This window comes from Wolbachia endosymbiont (group B) of Rhopobota naevana (assembly GCF_947250615.1).
In the GTDB taxonomy this organism is placed as follows: domain Bacteria; phylum Pseudomonadota; class Alphaproteobacteria; order Rickettsiales; family Anaplasmataceae; genus Wolbachia.
The window spans coordinates 546,432-560,349 of record NZ_OX366333.1 but is presented as its reverse complement, the minus strand read 5'-3'; the positions used below and the strand labels follow the sequence as shown (position 1 = coordinate 560,349).

The window sequence follows — 13,918 nt, the reverse complement described above, 5'->3', positions numbered from 1 at the left end:
GCTTTAATTTCCTTTATTTAGGTAGCTTATGAGTAACCAAGAGATCATTGCAGAAAAATAAAGATGTTCTTAATATCGAAAACACTCTCCATAATATTTGACCATATTATCCATACTTTAAAAAACAAGTTACAACTTCTGGAAGAAAATCAATACTTTCGTCTCCCTAACATTGGATCCAGTAAACCTTAAACCACTTATTGCACGCAATCCCCTCACTGGCACAAAACAAAAAAAATACGTTTTAAATCCTATCTAACTTGACGTGGCCAAGCACTGCACACTCATTCCCCAATACCACAACATCCTCTTTTGGTTCTATTAATTCTACGTTTTCTACACCCTCTACAAATAGATTCGCTATTATCCACGATCTTGTTACACTCCATCCCAGCCTTCTACTTTCTTCAAACTTCTTAATAAATTGCTTCTTGATTTCCTCCTTTGATATTATAGGACTTATGCTCATTCTACTGTGGATATCTATTTCCATAATATTGCAACCGATTACTGTTACTGTATCAGTTAAAACCCTTATATCATCTCTAGTAACTTGCTTTCTTACAATTTCAAGTAGCTCTTCTAACACTATGCCAGTTTGTGTTGATAAAATTGAAATTTGTACTTTTCCTGGTATAGGTGATTCTACTAGTGCATCTTTTACTCTACTATCTGCTGACAGTGCATGATATTTATAATATTCCTTACTTCCTCCTGTTGACCAACCTGCTATTTTTGCTTTTACCCTCTTTCTAAATCTTTCATCCTCTTCTTCTTTTTGTCTTTCCACTCCATAAAACTCAGCCAAATTATCAAGATCTTCTCCTGTCGCAAATTTAAGTAAGTTACTCTTTACTGCTTCATTTATTCTTTCTCTAAGCAAAAGTTCTCGCCATGCTGCTACTTCTAATACCTTCATTGCTGGATCACTTTCTACCAATCCTGTAAAACTTGCATCTCGCTTTACTAACTCTTCCTTCATTCTCGAAAAGATTTCTTCATAACTCAGCTTTTCTACAATATTTAGCTGCTTCATCTTTAAACTACAATTTCATCAAAATGAATGTTTTTCCCGCTTGGTAAGTATAATCCTTCTAGATCAAGCGTTACTTTTCCTTCTTTCACCTCTGTCATTTTTACTTTTTCTAGCTTAAATCTTTCCTCCCACCTTTGTAGAGCTTCTGCTACTGCTGAATAGATTTCCAAAGTTAGATCTCTATTTATTGACTTATCTACTAATTCAAATAATCGAGAACCATAATCTCTCCTCATTATTCTACTGTTAATAGGAGTGGTCAGTATATCAATTATCGACTGCTTTAAGTGCTCTATTCCTTCTAACGTTTTTCCTGTTTTAGCATCCATACCCTTCATTTCTATTTTGCAAAAACGCTTTCACTGCCTTTTATTACTTTAAACCCACATGAAACTATATCTCCTACTCTTCCTACACTAAGACCATTTGCAAACACTGTTTTTGATCCTTGAATCATTACTTTTCCTTCACTAAAACTTTCTCCTTGTCTACATATTGACTTACCGTTTACAAAAACATTGTTACTCCCACTAATGCAGAAATGTGGTATAGCTTCTCCACAGTAGTCTCCTAACCTCACTATTCCTTTGTTCAATTTAAGTCGATCCTTTCTGCTTTCAGTTTTATTCCACTTTTTGTCATTTCTATACTCGATCCCCCAGCCTTCAGTGTTATTTTGTCCACTACTTCAATCTCTAAATGATGCTTCTCTTTATCATATAACAGTCTTGTTCCATCCTGAAACTTCACACTATTTATTTCTTTTTTATTCTCGAGTGTAGGGTACTTTTCCTGGTATATTCCTGCTAACACTACTCCTAACGATAATTCGCCAAGAGGAGAAAATATCATAACCTGTTCACCGATATCTGGTGGAGACCAATCTCTATCTTTTCCTGCTTTGCTCGTTATCCATGGTAAATAATCTGTTAAAAATTCTCCTATTTTTACTCTTACTTTTGCTTTTTCATAATCTACTTCTTTCACCAATCCAATACGGATAATATTCGCTAATTTTCTATTTAGCTCTGAAATTGCAAAACTATGTTCTAACATGCACTTCACCTATCTCAATAACATGTGGCATTATGCCAGTTGACCATACTGATTTACCCACATGCACTTCATGAGTCCACTCCACTAACCACACTAAATATGCATCGAGCTCTGGCCTAAAATCATCTCCTCCTCCTGATATAAATTCTCCTGGTGAAACATTTTTCACGTTCCAAGTATTTTTATTTACTACTTTTGCAACTTCGCTAGCTAATGATCTAACAATAATAGGTGCATTTTCTATTGTGCTATCAATCACTATTCGTGCCTCAAATCTTGCTTTCAGCGCTAATTCCTCTGTTCCAGGATCTTTTCCCGATTCTAAACTCACAAGCTCTACAAATAACGCTGGCGCTAATAATTCTTTTCTTATCGATGGATAAATTTCACAAGTTTGAATTGCTGGTATTTCTCTCTTCAGCGTGGTACAAATTTTACCATGTAAATCTTTCAAATTCATCCTTTATAGCTCAATTCACGTTCAAAAAATTTTGTAAACACTTTCTCAACCTCATAATTAACAAGATTTCCTATTATCCTTGAAGCCTCAGGTTCGAGTGGCAATTTAACTTCCTTTATTGGCAATGCTGCTCTTCCTTCACGTTTAAAAGCTCCTTTATAACCTCTTGGCATTGTTGCAGTAAATGCTCCTATAAACTCATGATTTCCTGTTTTCGTACCTCTTTTTGTTTCTCTCATACTGCCAATAGATGAAGCCCTTACATCATACAAGTTTGCTCTTATTAAAACCTCTAACCTACCTGCTTTCGCTTTAAAGATTCGCAACCTTTTTCTCATTACCGTTAATTTTATCTTCTTTTCCTCACTGATTTCCTTAGCTGCTTGTCCCTTTAACCATATTGCTGTTTTATTCAGTGCTTTTGCTACTACTAATTTGATTTGAGCTTCTTTTCCTCTGATATCACTTATTACCTGGTTTACATTATGAAACACTTCCTTCTCCTACAGCTTGAATTTTCCATATTTTACTTGAAGAATCTTTCAATGGTGGTTCAAAAATCTTGTAGAACCTTTTTTCAATCTTGATATAATCACCTATGCTAAAGGAAGTAACGTCCTGATCACGTATTTCTATAGAAGCAATTTGCTGAGTTAATGCTCCATCTGTACCTAAAGAGTACGTAGTCTCAGGACGTTTCATTAGCACTTTTATTTTATGAATACCCTCCTTATTTTTATTACAATATGTGGCTTCCACTCCTAGATGCTCAAAACAATCCTCCAACAACCTCTCTATACTCATTAACTTGCAGTAATTTTGATTAATACCCCAGGTCTGTGACACATTGGCAGAGGGTTTGACTGCGTATGTAAATCAGTCCCTCTATCAAACCTCCTTGGTTCTTGCTTTGCATATAGTGGCTGTCCAAGAGTATTTACTGTCTCATTAAAATCTGCTGGTGCAAAATATGTCGTAAATGTGCTTGCTGTTCCTACTGGAAAACAGTGCCCTGTATCTTTCTCAATAAATCTTCTCACGGTTCCTTCAGGGTCAGTTGCTTGCCCTCTATATTCCTCAAATGTTATACCACAAAACGTAAATCCTGATCTCATATCATTCCGAAGAGCTGCTCCTTCTTGCCATCTCTCGTATGCTTCTTTCACTTTACTATGCGAAGTTAGTGCATCAAAAAACTCAGGGCTTACCAAGGCATGAACTCCTGTCATATATTCACCACTTAGATTATCTTCTATATGCCGGAGTACTTCCAGACACTTACGTTTTACATCAGTTGTTGCAGTTCCTAGTGCAAAATTTACTACTTTTGGTGTGATTTCAAATTCGTTGTACAGATTTAATAATTCTGACCCATCAGCATCTAAAATTATTCCTTTTAGCGCTCCCATTCGTAAATGCTCTAATGTTATTGCATGTTTGTTTCTCATCAATTGCAAATGATCGGTTATTACATCTGCCAGCGCTTTAAGTTCACTTTCTGATCCAAATGCTCTTATTCCCTGTACTTCCTCTGGTAACACTACATCATCATGTGGAATATGTGGAATCGTAAATGTTCTTACCTTTCTTTTTCCTCTTTTTCCTACTGTTGCTGGCGCTCCGGGTAACTGAGTTGGTAGTAGACTTAAAACTCCATTATGTTCTTCTATGGTAATATGTCTAAATCTTACTGACCTACTTGGAAACAAATTTAGATTTTCAACTCGTCCATAATTTATCGGCAATATATTCATCGCATTTGTTAGTGCCGTCATGCTAAATGCTGTATTTGTAAATGGATTTTGCATTTTTTCTTTTCCCCCTTTGTTTTTTTTATTGTTTAATATAGCCTTAGACTGCTTTACGGATAATGATCCCTCGTCCTTCAAGTTGCTTTATTGCTGCAGTTTTCTGCTCTTCAGTGATATTTGCTGGCCATACAACTGCATGATCTGCTAGCATTGCTATACGTGTAATGATTACTGCTTTGGCATTTTCTGTCGCATTTATATCACTTGTTATTACACCTATTGCTGTTTGTGTGCCATCTGTGGCAATTGGATTTATTATCCTAATCATGTTGTCTTTATCACGACCAACAACTGTCCCTAGCTTCAGATTTTGACCCTTTGCTACCGTTATTTGGTCTCTTGAATATAGGTTGGACACTTCATATTTTAAAAGATCGCCTAAATTATTTCCTTCAGTTATACTTATCATGTCTTTTTCTCTCCTTTTTTTATTTTTTTACCGCCGTGTTTATAACTGCTATACACCGCGGTTATTACCTTATAATTAGCCATTATGGCACATTTTGGACACTTATTTACCGCAGAGCACTATATATGGCGGTTATAAAATTTAAATGCACCGACTTTTCGCTACCTGTGTCATCAAATCTTCCTGCGAATTCTGTGGTATTGCACTCAGTATCTCTGTCTTTTTCGTTCTCTCTGCAAGTAATTCCATTAAAACTTCCCTCGCTTGCTCAATACTTACACCCTGCTCAATAAATTCTCCTATTTTCTCTGGCATTCGTGATAAGTTACATAAACGTATTAATTCAACAATTTCAGTACGATACTTAGTTAAATTATCAGTTTCTAGGTCATCAATTTCTAGGTCAGTTGTAGTTTGTTTATTCATAGTATTTTCTCCTTTGTTAATAAATTCAAAAAATGTTGTAACTCCATCTGCAAGACCTATTTCTACTGCTTTCTCGCCAAAATATAGACCTGCTTCTGTTGATCGAATCTTTTCAATTGAAAGACCTCTGTTTCTTGCTATTAGCTGCACAAACATTTCATATAGTCGGTCTACTTCTTTTTGTAAGCTTTCCAGACTTTCAGACGTCATTGGCTCATGTGGATTTAAATCATTCTTTCTCTTGCCTGCAAAAATAGTTGTGTATTTTATTCCTTGCTTTTCATCAAAACCGCTTTGGTCAATGTGACTTGCAATAACACCTATACTTCCAACACCAGAGGTTCTACACACAAAAACCTTTTCAGCGCTTGAAGCTATAGCATATGCAGCAGAGTACGCATCATCATTTGCTATCGCTATTATCCTCTTTTTTCCTCTTACACCGTAGATAAAATCAGCTAGATCAAACACTCCATTTACTTCTCCACCTGGACTATCTATGTCAAGTAGAATCGTCTCTATGCTTTTATCTTCTAAAGCACTCTCTATCTCTTCATGAATATTTTCATACGAAGTCATATCTAAAATATGATCAAAAGCTTCTGTTTTTTTTGTCAAAACTCCATAAATACGTATTATTGCTATTCCTTTTGGGTTTATATGAAAATGCTTTAAGTTCTTAAAGATAGGTTGTTTGCTATTATATAATGATAATAGTTCAAAGCTTCTTCTCTCTACCATTACTGGTTTATTTATCCACATCACCTTCCTTCCCTTTTATGATTAATGTCAGAATCGAAACAAAGTCCAAAAGAATCAGCTCGCTTTTGATCTTCGGCAATCTCTTGATCAATTTCTTCAACATCGTAACCCAATTCTGAAACAACTTCTGAGCGACTCTTGAAGCCATTTCTTACTGCCATCTGTTGTGCTTGTTGATCTTTCAGTGGATCCACCCAATCAAATCCCTGTGGTATCCATTTTACTTCTTCTTTCGCTGCTTTTGCCACTTTTTCATCTATACGGAGTTCTCCACAAAGTACTGCTAACTCTAGCCATCTACTCCATACTGGTCTACAAAATTGGAATACCATAATGTTATGTTGCAGCATAGCGCATCGACGACGAAACTCTATCAGTCCTGCTCTGATTGATGAATAATTAACACCGGTTAAATCTCCTGTTAGTTGTTCGTATGTTATCCCTGTGCCTATTGCTATTGCCCTCAGTTGCTGTCTCATAAATGCTTCATAGCTTCCTCCTACATCAGATGGCTCTGAAAACTTTATATCCTCACCTGGATCAAGTAGTTGCATAGTACCAGGTTCTAGGCCAGATAGTGCTACTCCTTGCTCATTACTTTCACCTTCTCCCATGATATTTGCCTCAGGATCAAGTCTTGTAATAAACCCTGCAAACATCGCCGCTGTCTTTTTTCTTACTAATTCTGCATCATCATATTGATCAAGCTCATAAAGTTTCAGAAGTATACTCGAAAGCCATGGCTCTCCTCTAATTTGCCCAGGTCTTAGTGGTCTATAAATATGTAAAACATCATTTGCTGGCACTCTCACTGATTCTCCAAATGAGCCTTCTCCTGGATGTTCTCTAAATAAGTAATATGCTTCTCTTTGCCCAAGTCTATTGAACTCAATCCCGTTTCTTATTACATTACCATTTCCTAAAGTTTGATTTGTTTTATTATCTAGATGTTCAGACTCAAGTACTTGCAGTTGTAATGGTACAGAAAATCTATCTTCCAGCTTTCTCGTTCTTAAACGTACAAAACACTCTCCTCCCTCTATCATACTTCTGCATACTAGAGCTTGTAATCCATAAAAATCACTTATTCCACAGCTATCTGCTTCATCTGTCCATTTTAGCCATAATTCTTGTACTTTCTTTCGAAATTCTCCATCTCTTGCTTTTGATTGCGGCTTTATTCCTGTTCCAATAGAATTACTCACTATGGTATCAATGATATTTGCTGCATATGGGTTTTTTCTCACCATATCACGTGATCTACTACGTAAAGTTTCAAGGTTTTGAGACAGCAAATTGTTTATACTTCCTAACTCTGGTTGAAAGTGAAAAAATCTTCTTCCTGAACCTGCTGCATCCCACGCTGAGCTTTTGATTTTTGGCTTGCTAAATAGTTGTTTGAAATTTTTCAGCATCATACTAACCAAAATTCTCTTAATTCTTTTAATGTGCCGTTAAATTTATTTCTGTCACATTTTCCGATTCCTTCTACTTCATGTGGCTCTCGACCATTTTTACCTTCGGTGTATTGCCATAAAATCCACTTATTCCAGCCTTGCGGTAAAACAGGTTGATCTCCATATCTTGCTATCCATAATGGACATTTCGTCAAAATTGGTGTGGCAAAATCTTTCAAAAAATTAGCACCTCCATACACTAAAGGTAAACGCCCTGTTTCTTCTTGAACTTTTTTTATAAAATCTTCTGCTTGTCTTGGTTCTATATTTTTTCCACTTTCGTTCTCTTCAATATCAAGAGCAACAATTGTATTTTTAGTTTTACCCACTGTATTCAAAAAGTGATTTGCTTGATCCTTTCCATCTTCCCCTACACCGAAATGATATGAACCCCATAATAGACCCAAGTCTTCAGCTTCTTTTCTTCTTTCTTTGTATTTTGTATCTATGTACCCTGTTCCTTGCGTTGCCTTATGAATTACTCCAACTATACCATTCTCTTTAGCTAACTCAAAATCCACATTTTCTTGCCAATGTGACAAATCTATTATTCCATTTACTGAACTCTCTCTATTCTCCCATAGTTTTATGAAAGTTTTTAATTGCTCTAAAAATTCAGAATATTCCTCTTTTACAACTTTTCTCAGAAAATTTTCCCTCATATAACTCCTTTATTTGTTGCAAAAACAATTTTCCTCTTTGGCTTCATGTCTGCAATCTTGAGTTCAGCTTTAATTCGTTGTCTTAAGCTTAGTAAATCATTTATCTGAACTTCAGCATATCTCACAACATGGTCACCATATGCAATTGATACTACTCGCTCTCCGCTTTGCAGCTTCTTTATTGCTTGTTCAACTTGAAACAAATACTCTTCGTTATACATTTTTCAACCACTTACTCTGTCTTACTTTTTTAGGTTTTTTACTTTCTGGTTTTTCACTCAAACTATTCCATTTACTCTCTGGCCAACGATCAATTCCAAGTGCAATAGATGCAGCTCTCGCATAAATTCGGCAATCTAGTACTTCATTTCTTTCTCTTACCTTTTGCCACTCTTGTTTGGTGTATCCTTTCACCACTTTGCTGACTAATTGCTCTGCCGTTAGCTGCTTAAAATACTCAGGTGCATACTCGGGAAAATGACAATATCCTGGCGGTGTTTCTTCACCATCTTTTAAAATATTAAGTAATTGAAAAAGCTCTGACTTTAATATCGATACTCCTACTGGCCAGAGCTTTATTCCTCTCTTTAGCTTTTGGCCACCAACTGTTATATCTACTCTACTTGGGCTGCTAAGTGGTACTAGCGCTTTGTTTACACCTTTGACTGCCATTACTCTTCCAGATCCTTGATGACCTCTTACCCAATTGTATACTTCTTGTGTCGCATACCCAGCATCAACCGCCATCATACTTATCATGTATTCAAGACCATTTTCACCGATAAAATGATGATTGAGGAGCTCCGAAAGTTTTCCCCATACTTCTCCTCCTCCAGTATCACCTTCAAATACTCGGTAGTCTATTGACCAACTTTCGCGGCTTTTTCCCCAGGCTACAACTTCTACCTCTAGACGATCTTTTTGTACATCAACACCTGCTGTGAGAACCACTTCACCTTTTGGTACTGTGCCAATCTGAAAAAATTCTCTCCTGTTAAATAATTGCTTCCAGTCAGGTACTTCTCCCTTATCTACCCAAGTTTCTCCTAAAGTGGTATTTATCCAAACTTTTAGTAATTGTTCACTTTCTTTTGCATGAAGAAAATCTTCTACTGCTTGAGTCCAGCTATACCAGCCAACTGGACTATAAAGACTTGAAAGATGAAATCCTTTTTTCTCCCCTTCTTTTGCCTCTGTAGCTCTCCATTCTCCACGTTCTAGCATCTCTGTCTTTTGATGATTTTCTATTTTGCCGCTACATTCAGTGCAGACATAATGTGCTGTTCTTGAGTCGTTATTTTCCCATTTTATTTGTGACCATTTTAGAACTTGATAGTAATTACAATGCGGACATGGTACAAAAAAATATCTCTTATCTGTTGCTTCAAACTCCTTCTCAATTCTGCTTATTCCATGAATCGTTGGTGTTGATACTAAAAAAATCTTTCGACGTGCAAATGTATTAGTTCGAGCAATACTGAGCAGTACTGGATCACCTTCTCCTCCTGAATCTCCTGGATAGGCATCTATTTCATCAAGAAAGAGATATTTTACTGGCATGGATCTAAGTCCTACACTGCTATTCGCTCCAGTTATTACTACTATTCCACCTGGAAACTCCTTACTTTGTACAGTATTGCCTGAGTCTCTTGATCTTGGGTCTTTTACTTTACTTTTTAAACATGGTGTACTTTCAATCAGTGGCGCAAATCTTCCTTTTGACCAACGCTTTCCCATTTCAACTGTCGGCTGTACTACTAGCATTGGCCCTGGCGTTTGATCGATGATATAGCCAATCCAATTATTTCCTGCTTCTGTTCCTCCAATCTGTGCTCCTTTCATGAATACTACTTTTTCTGCTGGTGAGGACGGAGATAGTGAATCCATGATTTCTTTTAAATAAGGAGTTCTCTCTGTTCTCCATTTACCTGGCTCTGATGCTGCAGTTGGAGCTAAAACTCGATACTCATTCGCCCACTCTGATACTTTAAGCTGGGGATCTGGTCTTAAACCTTCAGAAAAAGCTCTAGCGTATATCATTGTCTGCATCTACTCATAATTGGTTCTATCTCAATATTGTTAACAGTAGAGTTTATTCCTCCACACTCCTCCAATTCCATAAACATCTTTTTCTGAAATTCGTTTTCTATATATCTTTTGCTCATCTCACTTATGATTAGTGCTATAATAAGCGCAAATATCCCTGTTATTGTTGCAAAAATGATTGCACTACTTATTGTTGTTGCTGTTAACCCTATATATACCGATATTGCTACTGCACTTACTGAGGTAAAAATACAGATCACATTATTGTATTTTCTTACTTTTGCATCTCTATATTCTATACATCTATAATAAACTGGTACAGACTTGCCTATCTCATCTGGTAATTTGATACTCTTTTCTTTAAATAAAGTTTTTAGCAATTCTAAATTATTTGACTTGATTGCTGAGTGCAGAACAGGTGTATAGTTTGCTCCTTTTTTCAGTAGTAATTTTACTACATGTAAATGTCCTTTTTCTGCAGCAAGGTAAATCGGTGATAGACCTTTATTGTTTGAAATATCAATATCAATTTCTTCTTTTAAAATAGACTCTACAAGCTCAATTTCTCCTCTTTGTGCAGCTAAATGTAGTAGACTATTCTTTTCAGAACCGTATTTATTACTCATCAAAGCCTTTTTTATCTCAGGTTTAGCGTAGTCAAATGGTGTCTTACCGTTATCGTCTTTTACCAACGGATCTATATCTTCTCGCGTTAGTAAGACCTCTATTGTTTTAAGTCTTTCAGCGTAATGTAGTGGTGTTCTATTTTCGTAGTCTTGCAAATTTACTTGAGCATTAGGTTCCTTTATTAAGCATTTGAGGATATCAAGACATAAGTCTCTTTCATCGTAATTAGTATTACTTACAGCTATATGCACAGGCGACAATTTCATTGAGTTTTGCCCTATACGTGCGCTATTTACATCTGCTCCTAGCTCCAGTAATAACTTTACTATCTCCAATTTTTTGTTGTTAACTGCATAGTGCATTGGTGTCTGATTTCGTGCATCAAAGACATCTATTTCAGCGTTTCCTTCTTTTACTAAAATTTTGACAACATTTTCATGTCCTATGCCCGCTGCTAGATGTAATGGTGTATGATGCAAAGCATTTCGTATATTAACGTCAATACCTTTTCCTATTAAATATCTAACTGCATTAACTTCACCTATCATTGCAGCTAAATGAAGTAAGCTGTCTTGTTCTGATCCGTATTTGTTATTAATTAGCGCTTGTAATATTTCTTCTTTTTTCCCTTCTTTTGCATAATCAAGAGATGTTCTGCCATCATTATCTTCTACAAAAGGATTAATGTTCTTCTTTGTAAGCAGCAGATCTACCATACTTAATTCGTCAAATTCTATAGCGCAATGTAGTGGAGTCTTTCCATTTAATCCCCTAACATTAACATCTAATCCTGGTTGATTAATGATGCACTTTATTAATTCTAAACTTAAGTGAGCAGACATTTTATATTTAAAATTTAGTGTTAGATAATTCTTCAAGTGAGTTTGTAATCTCTTCAGTTAGCGCCATATGAATCTTTTCAGTATCACTCAATGATGCAAGTAGCGCTGAAACTCTGTTTGGAATATTAAGCAGATTATTACGTACAACTCTTGCTACATTAAATGCTTCGCGCTTTACTTCCTCTACTGCTACAAGTTCACCAATCTCAGCCTTAGCTTTCGCCTCAAGAAGTTTACCACGTTCCATTTCGTTTTTTATTCTAGTTTTTAGCAACATCGTGGAAAGGTTACTTGTATTTTCGTTTTCTGGATTTTTTCTCCTCAGTGGCTGACTTGGATCTCTTATTGCTGCCACCGCTTCATTTGCCTGTTCTCTATTGATCAAACCATCCTCCAACTCAACTATTCCTTTTTTTACTAAATAACAGACATATTGCTTTGATACTCCTATCTCTCTTGCCCATTCTGTTTGTGTGATTTTCACTTTTTTCCTACTGTTTTTCTTCTTGAATTTCTGCAAAAGTTTTACCAGTACCGGCTAAAATTGCATCTCTTCCCGTGTATACTTGCCAACGTTTTATGGTTACATCTACAAATTTTGAATCTAGCTCTATTGTTCTGCAAATTCTTCCTGTTCTCTCACATGCAATCAGTGTACTGCCAGAACCGCTAAATGGATCAAGTACTATGTCTCCTGATCTGCTGCTGTTTACTATTGCTCTCTCCATTAGCTCTACTGGCTTCATCGTTGGATGTAGTGTATTATGTGTTGGCTTATCATAAAACCACAGGTCACTTTGATTTCTACCTCCATGCCACTCACGTTTATTGCCGCTTTTCCATCCATAGAGCATTGCTTCGTATTGTCTTTGATAATCTGATCTGCCTAGCGTAAAATGATTCTTTGCCCAAATGATAAATGTTGACCATTTTCCTCCTGCCTCCTCAAATACTTTTTGCAACGTTGAAAACTCTGATGATGATATGCAGATGTAAATTGCACCTTTCGTATATGCTAAAATGTGGGAACAGATATCGTAGAGAAAAAGTTCGTACTTTTCACCTTGATTATCGTTTAATATTTTTTTATCTTGGCTACCACCATAATCAACGTTATATGGAGGATCACAAACAGTAATGTCTGCCATTTTATCATCTAACAGCGCTTTATATGATTCAACTACAGAGCTATCACCACAATAGATTCGATGATCACCTAAAATCCAAAGATCACCTGGTTTTGTTATTTCTACCCTTTTTTCATCACCAACCAAGTCAGAAAAATCTTCTTTTTCACTATCTAAATCATCAAGGAAATGTTGAACTTTTTCTAATTCAAATCCAGTCATTTTAAGATCAAACTGTAAATCTTCTAACTCTTGAATTTCTACTTTCAAAAGCTCATCATCCCACTTTGCCCAATTAGCTGATTGATTTGCCAGTAATCGAAAAGCTTTAGTTTGTGGTTCATTTAGATTATCACTTAAGACCACTGGAATACTTTCCATACCAAGTTTTCTTGCTGCTTTAAGTCTTAAATGACCATCAACCACAGTTCCATCGCTTTTTGCAACTATTGGTATACGAAAGCCGAATTCCCTGATTGAAGCACACATTCTATTTACTACGTCATCATTTTTACGAGGATTACGCTTATATTCGACGAGGTTTTCAACAGGATAGTAGTGGATTGCTAAATTCATATCTTAATAATTAAAAAGTTAATATTCAAAATATCTCTGACGCTAAAGAAGGCCTGGGGTCGAACCCACCAAACCCGCCAGTATGGCCGAAAGGACCCACTTTTTATGGATTTTTCGTCTTATTAATATCTTTACTAATATAGAACATTAATGCCAAAGCATCTGCCTCATTATCATCTCTAGGTAAAAAACTTTTTTCACGTATCGCTTCAATAACTTCACTCTTACTTGCATTACCTTTGCCTGCTATAAAGCGTTTTATAGTTTTAACATTAACACCTTTGTATGGCACATGATGTTCTTCACACCAAGCAGACAACACTGCAAGAAAACCGCCATAGCAATGGGCTGCATCAGTTCCTAGATGTCTTCTTACTTCCTCAAAATACACTGCAGAAATGTCTTTCAAAGAATTAAGCCAATTACGAAAGTTTAAGAAACACATTCCACCTCCACTGAAACGGCTACCATGAAAACTTTTGCTCCCACTTTCAATTATTCCATCTGTTAGAATTGCCCAGCCCGTTTGTTTGCCGAGGTCGAGTGTTAAGATTGACATTACTAGAAATTAGAGGTACGTTGTAGTGTGTACATAATATATATACACGGTAACTTCAAAAT

The 13,918-nt window shown here is 36.1% G+C and carries 18 protein-coding genes; all 18 read right to left on the bottom strand.

Features of this window, described 5'->3' with window-relative positions; genetic code table 11:
• Nucleotides 1-244 precede the first annotated feature (244 nt).
• On the bottom strand, nt 245-1,036 hold the full coding sequence (locus OOL01_RS02765; RefSeq protein ID WP_264336600.1) for a baseplate assembly protein: 792 nt from the start codon (nt 1,034-1,036) through the stop codon (nt 245-247).
• A 2-nt stretch (nt 1,037-1,038) separates the two neighbouring features.
• The gene (locus OOL01_RS02760; RefSeq protein WP_012481796.1) at nt 1,039-1,374 is read right to left on the bottom strand and encodes a GPW/gp25 family protein; all 336 of its coding nucleotides are present in this window, start codon (nt 1,372-1,374) and stop codon (nt 1,039-1,041) included.
• Nucleotides 1,375-1,376: 2 nt separating this feature from the next.
• On the bottom strand, nt 1,377-1,631 hold the full coding sequence (locus tag OOL01_RS02755; RefSeq protein WP_012481797.1) for a PAAR domain-containing protein: 255 nt from the start codon (nt 1,629-1,631) through the stop codon (nt 1,377-1,379).
• Entirely contained in the window at nt 1,628-2,092 is a 465-nt protein-coding gene (locus tag OOL01_RS02750) for a phage baseplate assembly protein V (RefSeq protein WP_019078830.1), read from the bottom strand. The genes OOL01_RS02755 and OOL01_RS02750 overlap by 4 nt, the downstream gene beginning before the upstream one ends.
• Nucleotides 2,079-2,552 carry a hypothetical protein gene (locus OOL01_RS02745; protein ID WP_264687081.1) on the bottom strand — a complete coding sequence of 158 codons (474 nt, stop codon included), beginning with the start codon at nt 2,550-2,552 and terminating at the stop codon, nt 2,079-2,081. Before OOL01_RS02745 ends, OOL01_RS02750 begins: the two co-directional genes overlap by 14 nt.
• Nucleotides 2,549-3,046, bottom strand: coding sequence for a phage tail protein (locus OOL01_RS02740; protein ID WP_007302931.1), 498 nt, complete (start codon nt 3,044-3,046; stop codon nt 2,549-2,551). The genes OOL01_RS02745 and OOL01_RS02740 overlap by 4 nt, the downstream gene beginning before the upstream one ends.
• Nucleotides 3,036-3,398, bottom strand: a complete 363-nt coding sequence (locus OOL01_RS02735; protein WP_264687080.1) for a head-tail joining protein — start codon at nt 3,396-3,398, stop codon at nt 3,036-3,038. Before OOL01_RS02735 ends, OOL01_RS02740 begins: the two co-directional genes overlap by 11 nt.
• A complete protein-coding gene (locus tag OOL01_RS02730) occupies nt 3,356-4,360 on the bottom strand; it encodes a major capsid protein (protein WP_264336794.1) in 1,005 nt (334 codons plus the stop codon). The genes OOL01_RS02735 and OOL01_RS02730 overlap by 43 nt, the downstream gene beginning before the upstream one ends.
• 43 nt (nt 4,361-4,403) lie before the next feature.
• On the bottom strand, nt 4,404-4,772 hold the full coding sequence (locus OOL01_RS02725) for a head decoration protein (RefSeq protein WP_019078841.1): 369 nt from the start codon (nt 4,770-4,772) through the stop codon (nt 4,404-4,406).
• A 141-nt stretch (nt 4,773-4,913) separates the two neighbouring features.
• Nucleotides 4,914-5,960 (bottom strand): S49 family peptidase, encoded by a 1,047-nt coding sequence (locus tag OOL01_RS02720; RefSeq protein WP_012481770.1) that lies wholly within the window; start codon nt 5,958-5,960, stop codon nt 4,914-4,916.
• Nucleotides 5,960-7,378: a phage portal protein gene (locus tag OOL01_RS02715; protein WP_264687079.1), complete on the bottom strand. Its 1,419-nt coding sequence runs from the start codon at nt 7,376-7,378 to the stop codon at nt 5,960-5,962. The genes OOL01_RS02720 and OOL01_RS02715 overlap by 1 nt, the downstream gene beginning before the upstream one ends.
• A complete protein-coding gene (locus OOL01_RS02710) occupies nt 7,375-8,079 on the bottom strand; it encodes a glycoside hydrolase family 25 protein (RefSeq protein WP_264687078.1) in 705 nt (234 codons plus the stop codon). Before OOL01_RS02710 ends, OOL01_RS02715 begins: the two co-directional genes overlap by 4 nt.
• A complete protein-coding gene (locus OOL01_RS02705) occupies nt 8,076-8,300 on the bottom strand; it encodes a gpW family protein (protein ID WP_264687077.1) in 225 nt (74 codons plus the stop codon). The genes OOL01_RS02710 and OOL01_RS02705 overlap by 4 nt, the downstream gene beginning before the upstream one ends.
• Nucleotides 8,293-10,119, bottom strand: a complete 1,827-nt coding sequence (locus tag OOL01_RS02700; protein ID WP_264687076.1) for a phage terminase large subunit family protein — start codon at nt 10,117-10,119, stop codon at nt 8,293-8,295. Before OOL01_RS02700 ends, OOL01_RS02705 begins: the two co-directional genes overlap by 8 nt.
• Entirely contained in the window at nt 10,116-11,594 is a 1,479-nt protein-coding gene (locus OOL01_RS02695) for an ankyrin repeat domain-containing protein (protein WP_264687075.1), read from the bottom strand. The genes OOL01_RS02700 and OOL01_RS02695 overlap by 4 nt, the downstream gene beginning before the upstream one ends.
• Before the next feature lie 7 nt (nt 11,595-11,601).
• Complete coding sequence (locus OOL01_RS02690) at nt 11,602-12,078, bottom strand: hypothetical protein (RefSeq protein WP_264687074.1); 477 nt, start codon at nt 12,076-12,078, stop codon at nt 11,602-11,604.
• A 7-nt stretch (nt 12,079-12,085) separates the two neighbouring features.
• Nucleotides 12,086-13,297: a DNA modification methylase gene (locus tag OOL01_RS02685; protein WP_264687073.1), complete on the bottom strand. Its 1,212-nt coding sequence runs from the start codon at nt 13,295-13,297 to the stop codon at nt 12,086-12,088.
• A gap of 103 nt (nt 13,298-13,400) precedes the next feature.
• Nucleotides 13,401-13,856: a crossover junction endodeoxyribonuclease RuvC gene (locus OOL01_RS02680; protein ID WP_264687072.1), complete on the bottom strand. Its 456-nt coding sequence runs from the start codon at nt 13,854-13,856 to the stop codon at nt 13,401-13,403.
• Nucleotides 13,857-13,918 lie beyond the last annotated feature (62 nt).